17 protein-coding genes and 1 tRNA gene are annotated in these 18,380 nt (G+C 75.4%); 15 read left to right on the top strand and 3 right to left on the bottom strand.

The features are described from left to right. Position 1: 1 nt before the first annotated feature. The 7 genes from ACWPWW_RS15030 to ACWPWW_RS15060 all read left to right on the top strand — a co-directional run bounded on the left by ACWPWW_RS15030 (position 2) and on the right by ACWPWW_RS15060 (position 8,283). Positions 2-838, top strand: coding sequence for a carbohydrate ABC transporter permease (locus tag ACWPWW_RS15030; protein WP_454051154.1), 837 nt, complete (start codon positions 2-4; stop codon positions 836-838). Positions 839-841: 3 nt separating this feature from the next. Beyond that, entirely contained in the window at positions 842-1,828 is a 987-nt protein-coding gene (locus ACWPWW_RS15035; RefSeq protein ID WP_454051155.1) for a glycoside hydrolase family 130 protein, read from the top strand. A gap of 34 nt (positions 1,829-1,862) precedes the next feature. Further along, on the top strand, positions 1,863-3,905 hold the full coding sequence (locus tag ACWPWW_RS15040) for a hypothetical protein (RefSeq protein ID WP_454051156.1): 2,043 nt from the start codon (positions 1,863-1,865) through the stop codon (positions 3,903-3,905). Positions 3,906-3,950: 45 nt separating this feature from the next. Next, positions 3,951-5,297 (top strand): sensor histidine kinase, encoded by a 1,347-nt coding sequence (locus ACWPWW_RS15045; protein WP_454051157.1) that lies wholly within the window; start codon positions 3,951-3,953, stop codon positions 5,295-5,297. A gap of 32 nt (positions 5,298-5,329) precedes the next feature. Then, positions 5,330-6,025, top strand: coding sequence for a response regulator (locus ACWPWW_RS15050; protein ID WP_454051836.1), 696 nt, complete (start codon positions 5,330-5,332; stop codon positions 6,023-6,025). Positions 6,026-6,166: 141 nt separating this feature from the next. Continuing rightward, positions 6,167-7,111, top strand: a complete 945-nt coding sequence (locus ACWPWW_RS15055; RefSeq protein ID WP_454051158.1) for an ABC transporter ATP-binding protein — start codon at positions 6,167-6,169, stop codon at positions 7,109-7,111. Positions 7,112-7,125: 14 nt separating this feature from the next. After that, positions 7,126-8,283 (top strand): ABC transporter permease, encoded by a 1,158-nt coding sequence (locus ACWPWW_RS15060; RefSeq protein ID WP_454051837.1) that lies wholly within the window; start codon positions 7,126-7,128, stop codon positions 8,281-8,283. Positions 8,284-8,353: 70 nt separating this feature from the next. Here the strand turns inward: ACWPWW_RS15060 and ACWPWW_RS15065 are convergent, their stop codons facing one another. Together ACWPWW_RS15065 and ACWPWW_RS15070 are read right to left on the bottom strand one after the other, a co-directional pair. Continuing rightward, positions 8,354-8,887, bottom strand: a complete 534-nt coding sequence (locus tag ACWPWW_RS15065; protein WP_454051159.1) for a MarR family winged helix-turn-helix transcriptional regulator — start codon at positions 8,885-8,887, stop codon at positions 8,354-8,356. 10 nt (positions 8,888-8,897) lie between these two features. After that, entirely contained in the window at positions 8,898-9,560 is a 663-nt protein-coding gene (locus tag ACWPWW_RS15070) for a TetR/AcrR family transcriptional regulator (RefSeq protein WP_454051838.1), read from the bottom strand. Between the two features lie 176 nt (positions 9,561-9,736). On the opposite strand from ACWPWW_RS15070, the gene ACWPWW_RS15075 reads away from it, so the two are divergent. From ACWPWW_RS15075 to ACWPWW_RS15090, 4 genes are all read left to right on the top strand, one after another. Beyond that, a tRNA-Gln gene (locus ACWPWW_RS15075) sits at positions 9,737-9,808 on the top strand. Positions 9,809-9,864: 56 nt separating this feature from the next. Further along, positions 9,865-10,572, top strand: a complete 708-nt coding sequence (locus ACWPWW_RS15080) for a response regulator (protein ID WP_454051160.1) — start codon at positions 9,865-9,867, stop codon at positions 10,570-10,572. A 155-nt stretch (positions 10,573-10,727) separates the two neighbouring features. Next, positions 10,728-11,483, top strand: coding sequence for an ABC transporter ATP-binding protein (locus ACWPWW_RS15085; protein WP_454051161.1), 756 nt, complete (start codon positions 10,728-10,730; stop codon positions 11,481-11,483). After that, complete coding sequence (locus tag ACWPWW_RS15090; protein WP_454051162.1) at positions 11,480-13,381, top strand: FtsX-like permease family protein; 1,902 nt, start codon at positions 11,480-11,482, stop codon at positions 13,379-13,381. The genes ACWPWW_RS15085 and ACWPWW_RS15090 overlap by 4 nt, the downstream gene beginning before the upstream one ends. Before the next feature lie 8 nt (positions 13,382-13,389). Here the strand turns inward: ACWPWW_RS15090 and ACWPWW_RS15095 are convergent, their stop codons facing one another. Further along, complete coding sequence (locus ACWPWW_RS15095) at positions 13,390-13,827, bottom strand: VOC family protein (protein ID WP_454051163.1); 438 nt, start codon at positions 13,825-13,827, stop codon at positions 13,390-13,392. Positions 13,828-14,016: 189 nt separating this feature from the next. On the opposite strand from ACWPWW_RS15095, the gene glmU reads away from it, so the two are divergent. The 4 genes from glmU (at position 14,017) to pth (ending at position 18,227) form a co-directional block, all read left to right on the top strand. Next, entirely contained in the window at positions 14,017-15,678 is a 1,662-nt protein-coding gene (gene glmU / locus ACWPWW_RS15100; RefSeq protein ID WP_454051164.1) for a bifunctional UDP-N-acetylglucosamine diphosphorylase/glucosamine-1-phosphate N-acetyltransferase GlmU, read from the top strand. Beyond that, positions 15,675-16,658, top strand: coding sequence for a ribose-phosphate diphosphokinase (locus tag ACWPWW_RS15105; RefSeq protein ID WP_454051165.1), 984 nt, complete (start codon positions 15,675-15,677; stop codon positions 16,656-16,658). The genes glmU and ACWPWW_RS15105 overlap by 4 nt, the downstream gene beginning before the upstream one ends. A gap of 248 nt (positions 16,659-16,906) precedes the next feature. Beyond that, positions 16,907-17,506: a 50S ribosomal protein L25/general stress protein Ctc gene (locus ACWPWW_RS15110; RefSeq protein WP_454051166.1), complete on the top strand. Its 600-nt coding sequence runs from the start codon at positions 16,907-16,909 to the stop codon at positions 17,504-17,506. Positions 17,507-17,606: 100 nt separating this feature from the next. Further along, positions 17,607-18,227, top strand: a complete 621-nt coding sequence (pth, locus tag ACWPWW_RS15115; protein ID WP_454051167.1) for an aminoacyl-tRNA hydrolase — start codon at positions 17,607-17,609, stop codon at positions 18,225-18,227. Positions 18,228-18,380 lie beyond the last annotated feature (153 nt).

Below are 18,380 nucleotides of genomic sequence, written 5' to 3' on the forward strand. Positions count from 1 at the left end.
CATGCGACGACGTCGTGCGGGGACCGTCTGGCGCCAGCTGCTGCTCGCGGTGGCGGCGCTGGTGTTCGCGTTCCCCTTCTACTTCATGGTGGTCGGGGCGTTCCAGGAGAACCCGACCAACACCCCGGACCGGCTGGTGCCGACCTCGGGCTGGACGACGCAGAACTTCGCGCAGATCGACGCGCGGATCGACCTGGCCGGGTCGCTGGTCAACTCGCTGATCATGACCGCCGGGGTGCTGCTCGGGACGATCGTGCTCGGGACGCTCGCGGGGTACGCGGTGGCCCGGCTGCGGTTCCCCGGGAGGCGGCTGACCTGGGTGCTGATGCTGCTGGTGCAGATGGTGCCGTTCCAGCTGCTGATGATCCCGCTGTACGTGCAGATCACCCGCGGCTTCGGCCTGGGCGACACGTACCTCGGGATGATCCTGCCGTTCGCGATCAACACCACGGCCGTGTTCATCTTCGCGCAGTTCTTCGGGGCCCTGCCGCGGGAGATGTTCGAGGCCGCGCGGATCGACGGCGCGGGGGAGCTGCGCATCCTGCGGTCCGTCGCGCTGCCGCTGGTGCGGCCGGCGCTCGCCACGGTGGTGCTGGTGACGTTCATCGGGCCGTGGAACGAGTTCCTCTGGCCGTTCCTCATCACGAAGGACGCGACGCTGCAGCCGCTCGCGGTGTCGCTGGCCAACTACATCTCCAACGTCGCGCAGACCGCGGCCAACCCGAACGGCGCGATCCTCGCCGGCGCCTGCGCGCTCGCGTTCCCGGTCGTCGTCCTGTTCTGCCTGTTCCAGCGGTACTTCCGCGCCACCGACCTCGGCTCCGCCGTGAAGGGCTGACCCATGACCGCGACCACCTGGTTCACCGGGGCGACGTTCCCGCTGGGACCGTTCGTGCCCTACGAGGGCAACCCCGTCCTGCGACCGCGCGGCGGCTCGTGGGAGTCCGCCAACCTCTACAACCCCGCGGCGCTGGTCGACGGGGACGAGGTGCTGCTGCTCTACCGGGCGCACGCCGAGGACATCGTGTCCCACATCGGGCTGGCCCGGAGCCGCGACGGGTACCACTTCGAGCGGGAGGACGAGCCGATCCTGTCCCCGCAGGAGGACTACGAGCGGTACGGGTGCGAGGACCCGCGGCTCGCGGTCGTCGACGGCACCTACTACCTGACGTACACCGGGTGGGACCGGACGGCCGCGCGCCTCTGCCTGGCGACCTCCACCGACCTGCGCACCTGGACCCGGCACGGGCCGCTGTTCCCGGGTTTCGACACGTTCGCCACCGTCGACCCGCGCGGGCACGACTGGTCCAAGGCCGGCGTGATCGTGCCGGTGCAGATGCAGGGCAGGTGGTGGATGTACTTCGGCGAGGGCGGCATCTACTGGGCCACCAGCGACGACCTGATCCACTGGACGCCGGGCACCCCGGACACCGAGCCGATGTACGCGCCGACCCCCGGGTCGTTCGACGCCGACCTGGTGGAGATCGGCACCTCGCCGGTGCTGACCGGCAACGGGCTGCTGGTGATGCTCACCAACGGCGCCACCCGCACCGTGCACGACGACGGCACGGTCGACGTCGACTACCGGTGCGGGCAGATCGCGATCGACCCCGACGACCCGACCCGCGTGCTCGCGCGCCTGCAGGACCCCTGGCTGCGGCCCCAGACCTTCGAGGACCGCAACGGCCTGGTGTCCAACGTGACGTTCGTCGAGGGCCTGGTGCAGTTCCGGGACCGGTGGTTCGCGTACTACGGGCAGTCGGACACGACCCTCGCGGTCGCGGTCCACGACCCGGCCCGACCCTGGGGCGCGTCGCTGCGCGCCTGACACCCCGACCGGCGAGAACCCAGGAGACGAGACGATGACGACTCGACGCACCTTCCTGGCCGCCTGCGTCACGGTGCCCGCCCTCGTGGCGACGGCACCCGGCGCGGCCGGCACGACGACCCCTCGGCCCGCGGGTGGCGGCACCCCGCCGGCCGCCCCGCTGACCAACGTCGCGCACCTGCGGTTCCTGCTCGACACGGTCCCGCTGGTCGCGTCCGGCACCCACACGACCTACCGGGTCGCCGAGGAGCCCACGGCGCTCGCACCCTGGACCTACGCGGACGCCGGCGACGGGGAGGGGTTCCGGCGGGTCGGCGGCGGCACCCTCGACCCCGCCACCGGCCACTGGTCGCAGGGCGCCTACAACGCCGACGACATCGCCCGCGCCGCGGTGGTGCTGCTCCGGCACTGGCAGGCCACCGGCGACGGCGACAGCCGGCAGCAGGCGTACCAGGTGCTCCGCGCGCTGGCGTACCTGCAGGACGAGGGCGGCGCGGACTCCGGGCGCGTCGTCCTCTGGCAGCAGCCCGACGGCACGCTCAACCCGAGCGCCGAGCCCGTCGAGCTGCCCGACCCGTCCGACTCCGCCGAGTCGTACTGGCTGGCCCGGACCGTGTGGGCGCTCGGGGAGGGGTACGCCGCGTTCGCCGCCGCCGACCCCGGCTTCGCGCAGTTCCTGCTGGCCCGGCTGCACCGGTGCCTCGACGCCCTCGAGCAGGAGTCGCTGTCGCGGTACGGGCAGCGGGTGCTCAGCGACGGCGTGCGCCTGCCGGCGTGGCTGATCGCGGGCGGGGCCGACGCCACCGCGGAGGCGGTGCTCGGCCTGGTCGCCGCCGTCCGCGCCCTGCCGGGGGACCGCCGGCTCGGGCAGGCGCTCGACCGGTACGCCGAGGGCGTCGCGGCGATGGCGTCCGCCGACGTGCGCGGGTGGCCGTTCGGCGCGGTGCTGCCGTGGACGGGGTCGCTGGGGTTCTGGCACGCGTGGGGCGCGGCCGCGCCCGAGGCGCTCGCCGCGGCCGGGGCGCTGCGGGGGCAGCGGCCCTGGCGGCGTGCGGCGCTCGCGGACGCGGGCACGTTCACGCCGCTCGTCCTGGCGACGGGCGGACCGTGGAACGCCTGGGCCCCCGCCCCGGCCGAGGCGCAGATCGCGTACGGGGCGCACGGACGGGTCGCCGCCGCGCTCGCGGCGGCCGACGCGGGCGGCGGGCCCGGGCTCCGCGTGCTGGGCGGGCTGGCGGCGGGCTGGTTCTTCGGCGCCAACCCGGCGGGCGTGCCCGTGTACGACCCCGCCACCGGCGTGACCTTCGACGGCGTGGAGGTGGACGGGCGGGTCAACCGCAACTCCGGCGCCGAGTCCACCATCCACGGGCTGCTGACCATGCTGCTGCTCGACGCCCGGCCCGACGTCGCCGAGATCGCCCGCGGCATCACCGGCCTCGCCGCGCACGACGGGCTGCGGGTGCTCGACGCCGAGAGCGGCCGGCTGAGCGACGGCTGCACCGTGGTCCGGCCCGCCGAGGGCGCGTGGACCGGCGAGGGCAACCTCGTCGGCGGCGGGTACGTCCGGGTGCCCGCGGGGCAGTGGGTCGAGCTCGACGTCGCCGGCGCACCCGGCGGGTGGGCGCTGCCGCTCGCCTGGCGCACGGCCGCCGAGGCGGGGCGGGCGCGCTGGGAGGTCGTCGGCGGCCGGCGGCCCGTGGGCCTGGGCCGGACGCAGAACGGCGGCACCGGACCGGCCGGGCTCACCGAGGCCGACGGCAGCCTGGTCCCGCAGCTGCTGGACCGGCCGCTGCCCGACGGCGCGGCGGTCACCGTGCGGTGCACCAACGAGGGCCCGGGCGACCTCCGGCTGGACGCGCTGCTGGTGCGGCCCGCGGTCGCCACCGCGCGGTGGACGACGACGGGCGGGGACGCGGTCCTGCACGCCGGCTCGACCGCGCGGCGGACGACCACCCCGGCGCTCGCGGCCGGCCGGGGTGCGGCCTACGACGCCGACGGCCGGACCGAGCGCCGGGTCACGGCCACGCCGGGCGGCACCGTCCCGGTCCCGCCGGGCGGGTTCACGATCACCCGCTGACGACGGCAGCCGCGGGCGGCTCGCGCGCGCGGCTACCGTGGGGCCGTGCTCCGCCCCGACAGCGACCCCGCTGCCCCCGACCCGACCGGTGCCGTCGTCGCCGACGACCCGGACGCCCCCGGCTGGCGCCGGCCGCCGATCACCGCGGACCAGCGCCGTGTCGACGTGCTGCTGGCCGCCGGCCTGCTGGTCGGCGGCGTCCTGAGCCTGGCGCTCGGCCGGACCGCCGGGATGTACGACGACCCGGCGGAGTCCTGGGTGGGGCTGGTCGTGCTGCTCGGGCTGGTCGGGCCGCTCGCCCTGCGCCGTCGCCGGCCGTCGGCTGTGGCGCTCGTGGTGGCCGCCGCGTTCGTCGTCCTGGGTCAGGCCCGCGTCCCGGAGACGCTGTTCGCCAACATCGCCCTGTTCATGGCGCTGTACTCGGTCGGCGCCTGGGAGACGAGCCGCGCCCGGGCGACCTGGGTGCGCGGCGCGATCGTCGTCGCGATGTTCGTGTGGCTGCTGATCACGATGTTCCAGGCGGTCACCGACCCGGAGGGCGTCGAGGGGTTCTCCAACGCCGGCGCGTTCTCGCCGCTCGTGGCGTTCCTGCTCATCCAGGTGCTGACCAACATCCTGTACTTCGCGGGCGCCTGGTGGTTCGGCGAGCACGCGTGGAACGCCGCCCGCGAGCGGGCCCGCACCGACTTCCGCGGCCGCCAGCTGGTCGGCGAGCGGCAGCGCGTCGAGGAGCAGGCCGTCGCCATCGAGCGCCTGCGGCTGGCGCGCGAGCTGCACGACGCCGTCGCGCACCACGTGTCGATGATGGGCGTGCAGGCGGCGGCGGCGCGGGTGGTGCTGACCCACGACCCGGAGCAGGCGGCGGCCGCGCTGGAGCAGGTGGAGGACTCGGCCCGCGAGGCGGTCGACGAGCTGCACGGGCTGCTCACCACGCTGCGGGACACGGGGCTGGACGCCGAGGGCGGCGCGGCCGTCGGCTCGCTGAGCGTGGAGCGGCTGCCCGGCCTGGTGCAGCAGGCGGCCGACACCGGGCTCGCGGCGCAGTTCCAGGTGGTCGGCGAGCCCGTGCGGGTGCCGCCGCTGACCTCGCTGAACCTCTACCGGATCTGCCAGGAGGCGCTGACCAACGTGCGCAAGCACGCGGGGGCCGGCGCCCGGGTCGACGTGCGGCTGCGGTACGAGGGCGACGCGGTGGAGCTCGAGATCGCCGACGACGGCCGCGGCGGCCGCCGGGTGCGGATGACGTCGGGCGGGCTCGGCCTGCTCGGGATGCAGGAGCGGGTGGCCGCCGACGGCGGCACGCTCGAGACGGGCGCCCGCGGGCGCGGGGGCTACCTGGTGCGGGCGCGGGTGCCGCTCGCAGCGGGCCACAGGACGGGAGGGGCGCGATGACCGGCGCCGAGAGCACGACGCAGGCCGACGACATGCAGGCGGGCACCGGCCCGGACCGACCGGTGCGGGTGCTGCTCGCCGACGACCAGGCGCTGCTGCGCGCCGGGCTCGCGACGATCCTCGGCGCGTCGCCCGGCATCGAGGTCGTCGGGCAGGCCGGCACGGGCCGCGAGGCCGTCGAGCTGGCGCGGGCGCTGCAGCCGGACGTCGTCTGCATGGACGTGCAGATGCCGGACATGGACGGTCTCGAGGCCACCCGCCGGATCGTGGCCGACCCCGCCGTCACCGCGGGCGTGCTGGTGCTCACCACGTTCAACCGGGACGACTACCTGCTGGAGTCGCTGCAGGCGGGGGCGGCGGGGTTCCTGCTGAAGAACTCCCGCCCCGAGCAGCTGGCCGACGCCGTGCGCGCCGTCGCCGCCGGGGACGCGCTCCTGTCGCCCGAGGTGACGCGTGCGGTGATCGCCCGCGCCATGACGGCGGGCTCCGCCCCGGGACGGAGCGGCGTGCCCGTGCCCGGCGCGCGTGCGGGTGCGGGCCTGACCGAGCGCGAGCTCGAGGTGCTGCGCCTGGTCGCGCGCGGGCTGAGCAACGACGAGATCGCCGCGGAGCTGGTGCTGGGCCGCGCGACCGTCAAGACCCACGTGTCCAACGTGCTGACCAAGCTCGGCCTGCGGGACCGGGTGCAGGCGGTCGTCTACGCCTACGAGCACGGCCTGACCGACTGAGGGCGGGCGGCCTCCGCCGCGAGGTGGAGCCGGCACGGCCCGCGAAGTTCCGCCCGGCGGCCGAGGCGCGCCGGCGCTCCTGCTCCTAGCGTTGACACCAGCGGACGCACCGGTCCGACCAGGTCAGCAACGGGAGACGACATGCTCCAGCTCGACGGCATCCAGCGGTCCTTCGGGGACCGCCTGGTGCTCGACGACGTCGGCTTCTCGGTGGAGCGCGGCAAGCTCACCGGGTTCGTCGGCGGGAACGGCGCCGGCAAGACGACGACCATGCGGATCATCCTCGGGGTGCTCACGCGGGACGCCGGCACCCTCACGCTCGACGGCCGGCCGCTCGGCGACGACCAGCGCCGCGGCTTCGGCTACATGCCGGAGGAGCGCGGGCTCTACCCCAAGATGAAGGTGCTCGAGCAGATCGCGTACCTCGCGCGGCTGCACGGCTACGACCGCCGCGTCGCGACCGAGCGGGCCCGGGAGCTGCTCGAGAAGCTCGGGCTCGGCGAGCGCCTGGACAGCCCGGTCGACGACCTGTCGCTCGGCAACCAGCAGCGCGCGCAGATCGCCGCCGCGCTGGTGCACGACCCCGAGGTGCTGATCCTCGACGAGCCGTTCTCGGGCCTCGACCCGATGGCCGTCGACGTCGTGCTCGGCGTGCTGCAGGAGCACGCCTCCCGCGGGGTGCCGGTGCTGTTCTCCTCGCACCAGCTCGACGTCGTCGAGCGGCTCTGCGACGACGTCGTCGTCATCGCCGGCGGGAAGATCCGTGCCGCGGGGGAGAAGGAGGCGCTGCGCCGGCGGTACGCCGAGCCTCGCTACGAGATCACCTCCGGCGGCGACATGGGCTGGCTGCGCACCGAGCCGGGCGTGCAGGTCGTCGAGTTCGACGGCGGCTACGCGCTGTTCGAGTCCGACGAGGCCACCGCGCAGCGGGTGCTGCGCGCGGCGCTCGACGCGGCGCCGGTCAGCCAGTTCGCCCCGGTGCGGCCGCGGCTCGCGGAGATCTTCCGCGACATCGTCCGCGACGAGGAGCGCCACGACGAGGAGACCGCCGCCGCCGGCGCGCGGGCGAAGGAGACGGTCCGATGAGCCCCCGCACGCCCATGGTGTCGAACACCCCCGAGCCGCGCCCCGCGGGTCCGGGCGCCGCTCGTACCCGCCCCGCGACGCCGAGCTCCGTGCAGAGCACGCTCATGATCGCCGAGCGCGAGATCATGACGCAGGTCCGCAGCAAGTCCTTCCTCATCTCGACGGCCGTGCTGCTGGTCCTGGTGCTCGGCGGCATCGTGCTGTCGTCGCTGCTGGGCGACCGGCTCGGCGGCGGCGACACCAAGGTGGCGGTCGTCCCGGCGACGGCCTCCGTGATCGCCGACGTCGACGGCCTCGAGGCGGTCGACGCCGCGGACGCCGACGAGGCCCGCGCGCTGGTCGAGTCCGAGGAGGTGTCGGCCGCGGTCCTGCCCGACGACGCCGCGGACAACCCGCTCGGCGTGGTCGTGGTGGGCCTGGACTCCGCGCCCGACGGCGTGCTCAGCGCCCTCGCGGTGACGCCGCCCGTCGAGCTGCTCGACGACTCCGGCACCTCCGACGGCCTGCGGTACCTCGTGTCGCTGGTGTTCGGCCTGGCGTTCTTCATGGCCGCCATGACGTTCGGCAGCACCATCGCGCAGAACACCGTGCAGGAGAAGCAGTCGCGCATCGTCGAGATCCTGCTGTCCACCGTCCCGCCGCGGGCGCTGCTCGGCGGCAAGATCCTCGGCAACACCGTGCTGGCCGTCGGGCAGATCGCGGCCATCGCGGCGGTCGCCGTCGTCGGGCTCGTGGTCACCGGGCAGGACGACCTGCTGGGGCTGGTCGGGGCGCCGGTCGCGTGGTTCGTGCTGTTCTTCCTGGTCGGGTTCGTGCTGCTCGCGGCGCTGTTCGCGTCCGCGGCGTCGCTCGTCTCCCGCGTCGAGGACACCGGCCCGGTGCTGACCCCGGTGATGATGCTCGTGATGATCCCGTACTTCGGCGTCATCCTGTTCAACGACAACGACCTGGTGCTGACGATCATGTCGTACGTGCCGTTCAGCGCCCCGGTCGGGATGCCGGTGCGGCTGTTCCTCGGCGAGGCGGCCTGGTGGGAGCCGATCCTGTCGCTCGTGATCCTCGCGGTCTCGGCGGTCGTCGTCACCGCCATCGGCGCGCGGATCTACTCCCGCTCCGTGCTCCGCACGGGCCGCCGCGTCAGGCTGTCGGAGGCGCTCACCCGGGCCGCCTGACGCCGGGACGGCACGTCCCGCCCGCGCGACGCCACGTCGGTGCAGGCGGGACGTGCCACGTCGGTGCGCGTCAGGGGGTGTCGAACGGGGAGACCAGCGCGCGCAGCAGGTCCGCGAGGCGGTCGCGGTCGTCCGGCGGCAGCGCGGCGAGCAGGCCGCGCTCGACCTCCAGCAGCGTCGACATCGCCGCGTCGACGCGCGTACGGCCCTCGTCGGTCAGGCTGACCAGCACGCCGCGGCGGTCGTCCGGCGACGGCAGCCGCTCGACCAGCGCCCGCGACGCCAGGCGGTCGATCCGGTTGGTCATGGTCCCGCTGGTCACCAGGGTCTGCGTGAGCAGCGCGCCCGGCGACAGCCGGTACGGCGCACCCGCGCGGCGCAGCGCGGACAGCACGTCGAACTCCCACGGCTCCAGCCCGTGCCGGGCGAACGCCTGCCGGCGCGCCAGGTCGAGGTGCCGGGACAGCCGCGTCACGCGGGACAGCACCGACAGCGGCGCCACGTCCAGGTCCGGGCGCTCGCGGGCCCAGGCCTCGACGATGCGGTCGACCTCGTCGCGGGGCTCCGGCGCGCCGGAGTGCGCGGAGGGAGCGGCTGCCGACATGCGGGCGAGGCTACTCGACCGGGGCGTCCGGCTCCGGGACGTCCCCGGAGGTGCGGGGCATGCGGCGGCGCGGCGCGGGCGGCGTCGAGAGCTGAGGACGGCGCTCCATGCCCGACAGGCCGTTCCACGCGAGGTTGACCAGCGCCGCCGCGACGTCGGCCTTCTTCGGGCTGCGGGCGTCCAGCCAGTGCTGGCCGGTGAGCGCCACCATGCCGACCAGCATCTGCGCGTAGATGGGCGCCGTGCGCGGGTCCAGGTGCTGCCGCTTGAACTGCTCCGCCAGCAGGTGCTCGACCTGCGTCGCCACGTCGCCGATCAGGCTCGAGAACGTCCCCGTCGCCTGCGCCACCGGGGAGTCCCGCACCAGGATCCGGAAGCCGTCCTCCGACTCCTCGATGTACCCGAGCAGCGCCAGCGCCGACCGCTCGACCATCACCTTCGGGTGGCCGCCCTCGTCGAGCGCCCCCGACAGGGCCGACGTCAGGGCCTGGATCTCCCGGTCGACGACGACCGCGTAGATGCCCTCCTTGCCCCCGAAGTGCTCGTAGACCACGGGCTTGGACACCTCGGCGCGGGCGGCGATCTCCTCGACGGACGTCTGCTCGAAGCCCTTCTCGGCGAACAGCCGGCGGCTGACGACCAGCAGCTGCTCCCGCCGCTGCGTCGCCGTCATGCGGGCGCGGGTGGTCCGCGGCGCACGCCGGGGCTCGGTGCTCATCGGGCCATCCTCGCAGGCGCGGCGCCGCAAGGGCGATCGGTCCCGGGCGCCGGGGCGTCCCGGCGGCTACGGCTCACCGCCTGGCAGACTGGCGTGCGACGCGGAGCCCGGCGCACGCCGGTCGTCCGCGGTCCGCCCTGGTGTAACGGCAGCACACAGGCCTTTGGTGCCTCGAGGTCCGGGTTCGAATCCTGGGGGCGGAGCCCGAGACGTCGGGTGACCGGGCACCGGTCCGGTCCCGGCTCTCTACGCTGGACCGGTGCCTGCCTCCCCGCCGTCCGCGGGCGACGGTGCCCGGATCCGGGTGCTCGTCGCCGACGACCAGCCGCTCGTCCGCACCGGCCTGTCGGCCCTGCTCGGGCTCGAGCCCGACATCGACGTGGTGGGCACGGCGGCCGACGGCGACGAGGCGGTCGCGCTCGCCCGGTCGCTGGCCCCCGACGTCGTGTGCCTGGACGTGCGGATGCCGGGGCGCGACGGCCTGAGCGCGGCGCGTGAGCTGTGCGGGCCGGGCGTCGAGCACCCCGTGCCGGTCCTGGTGCTGACCACGTTCGACCTCGACGAGTACGTGTTCGGGGCGCTGGAGGCGGGCGTGTCCGGCTTCCTGCTCAAGGACGCGGAGCCGGACGCGATCGTCGCGGCCGTGCGGCAGGTCGCCGCGGGCCGGGGCACCCTCGACCAGACCCTGACGCACCGCGTGCTGCGCGAGTTCGCCGCGCGCCGGCGGCTGCAGCCCGTCGCCCTGCACCGGGCCGCGGACCTGCTCACCGGCCGGGAGCGGGAGATCCTCCTGCTGCTGGCGCAGGGCATGTCGAACGACGAGATCGGGGCGGCGCTCGGCGTCGAGGTCGCCACGGTGAAGTCGCACCTGGCCCGGATGATGCCGAAGCTCGGCGTGCGCTCGCGGCTGCAGGTGGTCGTCTGGGCCTACCAGAACCGGGTCGTCGCGGTCCCGGACGGGGCCTGAGCGACGGCTCCGGGATCGTCCCCGAGGACCCCCGGTTGCACCGGAGGATGCAAGCCCGGAGTTCCGACCCGGGCCGCTGGAGGGGGACCTCCCGCCGTTCCTAGCGTGGCAGGCAGACGGATCGACGCCGTCTCCCCACCGACAGGAGCACCGCCATGACCTCCGCCCCGCCCGTCCAGCAGCGCACCGCACCGGCCGTGCAGCTCGCGGACGTCACCAAGACCTACCCGAACGGGCTGGGCACGGTCACCGCGCTGCGCTCGGTGTCGCTCGGCTTCGCACCGGGGTCGTTCACGGCGGTCATGGGGCCGTCGGGCTCCGGCAAGTCGACGCTGCTGCACTGCGCCGCCGGGCTCGACGTCCCCACCAGCGGCCGGGTCGTCGTCGGCGGGACGGACCTGACCGGTCTGGCGCCCGACGCGGTGACGCGGTTCCGCCGCGACCGGATCGGGTTCGTGTTCCAGGCCTACAACCTGGTCGGGCACCTCACGGTGGCGGAGAACGTCGCGCTGCCGCTCCTGCTCGGCGGCGCGCAGCCCGACGCGCACCTGCGGCGGTACCTCATGGCCTCGCTCGGGCTCGAGGGCATGGACGACCGGCTCCCGGCGGAGCTCTCCGGCGGGCAGGCGCAGCGCGTGGCGATCGCCCGCGCCCTGGTGACCCGGCCCGCGGTCGTGTTCGCCGACGAGCCGACCGGGGCGCTCGACTCGCACACCGGCGCGCAGGTGCTCGAGGTGCTGCGGTCGACGGCGTCGACGCTGGAGCAGACCGTCGTGCTGGTGACCCACGACGCCCAGGTCGCGGCGGCCGCGGACCGGGTGCTCTTCCTCGCCGACGGCGACCTGGCGGGCAGCATCGAGGACCCGACGACCGAGCAGGTCGCGGCGCGGATGACGGAGCTCGGCCGATGAGCGCCGTGTGGCCGATGGCGCGCTCGGCGGTCCGCGCGCACCGCGGGAGCCTGGCCGGCAGCGCGCTGGTGGTCGTCCTCGCGGCGGCGCTGCTCACCGCGACCGGCGTGTGGATCGAGGCGGGTGCGCGGGCCGGCGCGGGCCCGGCCGGCCCGCTGCTGCTGACGGTGGCGTCGTCGTTCGCCGGCACGGCGGTGCTGGTCGTGCTGCTCATCGCCGCCTCGACGTTCGCCGCCGCGCTGCGGCACCGCGCCCGGGAGCTCGCGCTGCTGCGCGCCGTCGGCGCGACCGGGCGGCAGGTGCGGCAGCTGGTCACCGCCGAGGTGCTGCTCGTGTTCGCCGTCGCCGCGCCGTTCGGGGTGGTGCCGGGACTGCTGCTGGCCCCCGGGCTGACGGGCGCGCTCACGGCCGCCGGCGTCGTGCCGGACGGCTTCGCCGTGGCCCTCTCGCCCTGGCCCGTGGTCGGCACCCTCGCGCTCCTGCTGCCGACCGCGGTGCTGGCCGCGCGGTCGGCCGGCCGGGCGAGCGCGCGGACCAGCCCGACGGCGGCGATGCAGCGCACGACGGTCGAGCCCGCCGCGCTCGGACGGGGCCGCACCACGACCGCGGCGGTGCTGACGGTCGCGGGGCTGCTGGCCGCCGGCGTGCCGTTCGTCGTGCCGGGCGCGCTGGGCAGCGCCACCGGCGCGGTGTCCGCCATCCTGCTGCTCGTCGCGGTGGCGCTCGCGGGCCCGGTGCTGGTCGCGGGCACGGCCCGGCGCGCCCTCGCGCTCCCCGTCCTGCGCCGCCGCCCCGTGGCGACCCTGGCGCTGCTCAACACCCGCGGGTTCTCCCGCCGCCTGACCAGCGCGGTCGTCCCGCTGGCGCTGCTGCTCGCGCTCGGGACGGTGCAGTCGGGGTTCGACGTCGCCCTCGGCTCGGCCGCGGAGCAGCAGGTGCGGGACGGGGTCGCGGCCGACGTCGTCGTCCGCGCGCCGGCCGGCCTGACCGGCGACGAGCTGCGGGCGGTCGAGGCGCTGCCCGGGGTGGCGGCCACGGCGACCACCGGAACGTTGCCGGTCGAGGTGCGGACGGACCAGGACGACGAGGAGCTGCCGTTCCTCGACGCGCTGAGCTGGGAGCCGGTCGCGCTGCGGACGCTGGCGGGCGACCCCGGGCTGCTGGACCCGGACGTGCGCTCGGGCACGCTCGACGACCTGGACGGCGACCGCACCGTGGCCGTCAGCACCGACACGGTGCTCGACGGCTCCGCCCGGGTGGGCGCGCCGGTCGAGGTGCGCCTCGCCGACGGGGACCCGGTGACCCTCACGGTCGTCGCCGTCTACGAGCGGGGGCTCGGGTTCGGCGACTACCTGGTGGGCGACGGTTCGGCCGGCCTGGCGGGCACGGCGCCGGCGGCGGACACCGCGTTCCTCGCGGTCGACGGGCCGGCCGCCGACGTCCGCGCCGCAGTCGCCGCACTGGGGTCGCCGGGCCTCACCGCCACCGACGTCCCCGGGTACGCCGCGGCGGTCCGGGACGGCGCCGCGGCCGAGCAGACGCTGTCGGGGATGCTGCTCGCCGTCCTGCTGGCGTTCGTCGCGCTCGCCGCGGCCAACACCCTCGGCATGCTCGTCAGCACACGCCGGGCGGAGCTCGCGCTGCTGCGCCGGACGGGCGCGACGCGCCGGCAGGTGCTCGCGACGGTGGCGGCGGAGTCCGTCCTCACGACGGTCACCGCGGTCGTCGTCGGGACGGCGTGCGTGCTCCCCGCGCTCGTGGGGGCCGGGTACGGCCTGCTCGGGCGGGCGCTCCCGGCGCTCGACGCCGCCGTGTACGGCGCGCTGGTGCTCGTCGTGGTCCTGGTGGGCGTGGCCGTGCCCGTGCTCGCGGCGGTGCGGGTCACGTCCGCGACGTGACCCGGAACTCAGCCCACGAAGATGCAGAAGGGGTGCCCCGACGGGTCGGCGTACACGCGCAACGGCTCGTCGGGGTCGTCCCTCCGGTCGAACAGCAGCGTCGCCCCCAGGGACAGCACCCGCTCGTGCCACGCGTCGAGGGTGTCGCCGTCCGGCACGGTCATGTCCAGGTGCAGCTGCTGCGGCACCGCGGGGTCGGGCCAGGTGGGCGGCGTGATCTCGGGCACCTTCTGGAACGCCAGCGGCCACCGGCCCTCGCCCTGCAGGACCAGCCAGTCCTCGCCGTTGGGATCGGGCTCGCCCGCCGCCGGCGGCTCGTCGCCCGGTCGGTAGTCGAGGCCCAGCAGCTCCCGGTAGAACTCGGCCAGGCCTCGGGGGTCGGTGGTGTCCAGGACCGTCTGCACGACCCGGGGACGGGCCGGGCCGGTCGCGCTCGCCGCTGCCATCGCGGTCGCCTCCTCGCGGGACGGGCGGGTACCTGGTCGGCGCCCGCGCCGTCACCCATGATGGTCCGCACGCGCTCCGGACGCGACGGCGGGTGCCGCGCGCGGCGGTAGAGTGCGTGAGCGCACGACGTCCCCGCCCGGTTCGCCCCATGGGTGCCCGGGCAGACCTCTCTCAGGGAGCACCCACAGGTGACCACCCCCCGCCCCGCCGCGGTCATCGTCCTCGCCGCAGGCGAGGGCACGCGGATGCGATCCGCCACCCCCAAGGTCCTGCACACCCTCGCGGGCCGCTCCATGCTCGGGCACGCGCTCGCGGCCGCGCAGGCGCTCGAGCCGCGCCGGACCGCCGTTGTCGTCCGGCACGAGCGCGAGGCCGTCGCGGCCCACGCCCGGGAGCTGCTGCCGCAGGTGCTCGTCGCGGACCAGGACGACGTCCCCGGCACCGGCCGCGCCGTGCAGTGCGCGCTGAGCGTGCTGGACGCGGCCGCCCAGGCCGAGGCCGCCTCGGCGGGCGACGGACCGGGGGAGGCCGGCGCCGCCGCGGGCGTGCTCGTCGAGGGCGCCGTCGTGGTGCTGGCCGGCGACATCCCGCTGCTCGACGGCGAGACGCTCGGCGAGCTGCTCGCCGCGCACGCCGCCGACGGGAACGCCGTCACCGTGCTCACCACCGAGGTCGCGGACCCGACCGGCTACGGCCGCATCCTGCGGGCGACCGACGGCGCGGACGCGGGCGACGTGCTCGGCATCGTCGAGGAGAAGGACGCGACCGACGCCCAGCGCGCGGTCACCGAGATCAACTCCTCGGTCTACGTGTTCGACGCCGCCGTGCTGCGCGGGGCGTTCGGCCGGCTGGGCCGCGACAACGCGCAGGGCGAGGTCTACCTGACCGACGTGCTGGCGATCGCCCGCGGCGACGGCGGCCGGGTGCGCGCCCTGCGCACCGACGACCCGGTGCTCGTCGAGGGCGTCAACGACCGGGCGCAGCTCGCGGTCCTCCGCGCCGAGCTGAACCGCCGCCTGCTCGACGACTGGATGCGCGCGGGCGTGACGGTCGTGGACCCGGCGACGACGTGGGTGGACGTGGACGTCGACCTCGCGCCGGACGTGACGCTGCTGCCCGGCACCCAGCTGCTCGGCGCCACCTCGGTGGCCTCGGGTGCGACGGTCGGCCCGGACACCACGCTGCAGGACGTCGAGGTGCACGCCCGCGCGACGGTGGTCCGCACCCACGGCTCGCTGGCCGTCATCGGCGAGGACGCGACCGTCGGCCCGTTCGCCTACCTGCGCCCGGGCACCGTGCTCGGCGAGCGCGGCAAGATCGGCACCTTCGTCGAGACCAAGAACGCCGAGATCGGCGCCGGCTCCAAGGTGCCGCACCTGTCCTACGTCGGCGACGCGACCATCGGCGTCGAGACGAACATCGGCGCGGCGAGCGTCTTCGTCAACTACGACGGCGTCCGCAAGCACCGCACCACCATCGGCTCCTACGCCCGCACCGGCTCGGACAACATGTTCGTCGCGCCGGTCGAGGTCGGCGACGGCGCGTACACCGGCGCCGGCAGCGTGATCCGGCACGACGTGCCCCCGGGCGCCCTCGCCGTCAGCGCCGGCGCCCAGCGGAACATCGAGGGCTGGGTGCAGCGCTCGCGCGCCGGGACCCCCGCCGCCGAGGCCGCGGCCCGCGCCCGCGACGAGCACGACGGCCTCTCCCCGCAGGCCCGCGCCGAGCGCGAGCGCGCCGGCCAGAGCGGGACCGACGCGGGGGTCTTCTCCACCCCGCCACCGACCCTGCCGGACCACCCGGTCCCGCTGCCCGACGCCCAGCCCAGCACGGAGGACACCGCACGATGACCGGGATCGTCTCGAACGACGGGGAGAAGCGGCTCGTCCTGGTCTCCGGGCGCGCGCACCCCGAGCTGGCGGCCGCCGTCGCCAAGAGCCTCGACATCGACCTCCTGCCGACCACGGCCTACGACTTCGCCAACGGCGAGATCTACGTGCGGTTCGCGGAGTCCGTGCGCGGCGCCGACGTGTTCGTCCTGCAGAGCCACGCCGCGCCCATCAACCAGTGGCTGATGGAGCAGTTCCTCATGGTCGACGCGCTCAAGCGCGCCTCGGCCAAGACGATCACGGTGATTGCGCCGTTCTACGGGTACGCCCGCCAGGACAAGAAGCACCGCGGCCGCGAGCCGATCTCCGCCCGCCTGATGGCCGACCTGTTCAAGACGGCCGGCGCCGACCGCCTGATGAGCGTCGACCTGCACGCCGCGCAGATCCAGGGCTTCTTCGACGGCCCGGTCGACCACCTGTGGGCGATGCCGATCCTCACCGAGTACGTGCGGACCCGCGTCGACGTGCACAACGTCACCGTCGTGTCGCCCGACGCCGGCCGCATCCGCGTCGCCGAGCTGTGGGCGCAGAAGCTCGGCGGCGGCCCGCTGGCGTTCGTGCACAAGTCGCGCGACATCCGGCAGCCGAACAAGACGGTCGCCAACCGCGTCGTCGGCGACGTCGAGGGCCGCACCTGCGTGCTGGTCGACGACCTGATCGACACCGCGGGCACCATCACCGGCGCCGTGCGCGTCCTGATGGAGGCCGGCGCGAAGGACGTCATCGTCGCCGCGACCCACGGCGTGCTGTCCGACCCGGCGACCGACCGCCTGCAGCAGTGCGGGGCCCGCGAGGTCATCATCACGGACACGCTGCCGATCCCCGAGGAGCACCGGTTCGAGAACCTGACCGTGCTCTCGATCGCGCCGCTGATCGCGCGGGCGATCCGCGAGGTGTTCGACGACGGCTCCGTGACCAGCCTGTTCGACGGCCAGTCCTGACCCGCGCCGCCTGACCGACGAGGCCCGTCGCCCCCGCACCGGGGCGGCGCGCCTCGCGGTTTCGGGTCCGGGCCGGGCGCGGGTACCATGGGGCAGTTGCCTCGGCGAGGGATGTCGGACGGTCCGCGAGCACCACCTGGACCATCCGCTCCGTGATCGACAGGGTGGAACGCCTCCGCGTGCCCGTCCAGCGCCCCGCGTCGAGGCCACCGCCTTCGCCACCGTCTGCATGCCATTTGGGAGCCACCGTGTCCGAGATCAAGCTCGCCGCCACCGCCCGCACCGAGTTCGGCAAGGGCGCCGCGCGCCGCCTGCGCCGCGCCCACCAGATCCCCGCCGTCCTGTACGGGCACGGCACCGAGCCGGTCCACGTCGCCCTGCCGGGCCACGAGACCATGCTCGCCGTCAAGGGCGCCGCGAACGCGCTCTTCGAGATCCAGGTCGACGGCAAGCCCGTCCTGGCCCTGGCCAAGGACGTCCAGCGCGACCCGGTCAAGAACGTCATCGAGCACGTCGACCTGCTGATCGTCCGCCGCGGCGAGAAGGTCTCCGTCGAGGTGCCCGTCACCGTCGTCGGCGAGTCCGCCCCCGGCACCATCCACATCGTCGAGACCCAGACGCTGTCGCTCGAGGCCGAGGCCACGCACCTGCCGTCGCACGTCGAGATCTCCATCGAGGGCCTCGAGGCCGGCACCGCGCTGACCGCCGGCGAGCTCACGCTGCCGCAGGGCTCCGTGCTCGAGGGCGACGCGGACCAGGTCATCGTGACCGTCACGGTCCCGACCGTCTCCGCCGAGGACCGTGCCGCCGACGAGGCCGAGGCCGCCGAGGCCGCCGCCGCGGAGTGACCCGCCCGGCGCGCCACCCGCGCGCCGACCACGTCGAGACGCCCGGTACCGTGCGAACGGTGCCGGGCGTCCGGCATGTCGAGGAAGGGAGTGCGCCGCGATGAGCGAGGGGCGCTGGCTGGTCGTCGGGCTGGGGAACCCCGGCCCGCAGTACGCGGGGAACCGGCACAACGTCGGGCAGATGGTGCTCGACGAGCTGGCCCGACGCGCGGGCGCGTCCTTCTCGTCCAAGGGCGGCGTGCTGTCCCGCCGCCCCCAGGCGGCGACGGCCGAGGTGCGCCTCGGCACCATGCCCGGGGGTGCGCCCGGCCCGCGCGCCGTGCTGGCCAAGCCGTCGACGTACATGAACACGTCCGGCGGCCCCGTCGCGGCGCTCGCGCGGTACTACGACGTGCCGCCGGAGCGCGTCGTCATGGTGCACGACGAGCTCGACATCCCGTTCGGGGACATCCGGCTGAAGATCGGCGGCGGCGAGGGCGGGCACAACGGCCTGCGCGACACCACCAAGGCGCTCGGCACCAAGGACTACCTGCGGGTGCGCGTCGGCGTCGGCCGCCCGCCCGGCCGGATGGACGCGGCCGACTTCGTCCTGCGCGACTTCGCCAAGCCGGAGCAGAAGGACCTGCCCTGGCTGCTCGACGCCGCCGCGGACGCGGTCGAGGTGCTCGCCGTCGAGGGCCTGGAGCGCGCGCAGCTCCGCTTCCACACCCGCACCGCGTAGCCGCACCGCCCCCCGGCGGCCGCCGCCGCGCCCCGGCGGGGTGACCAGTGGATGGTTCGGACGGACACGCCGTCGGCGTGTCCGCCCGAACCATCCACCCTGCTGGCGACCCCGCACGAGGGCGACCCCGTGCGGTGCTGCACCACGTGGAGA

The organism is Cellulomonas sp. Marseille-Q8402 (assembly GCF_965119525.1).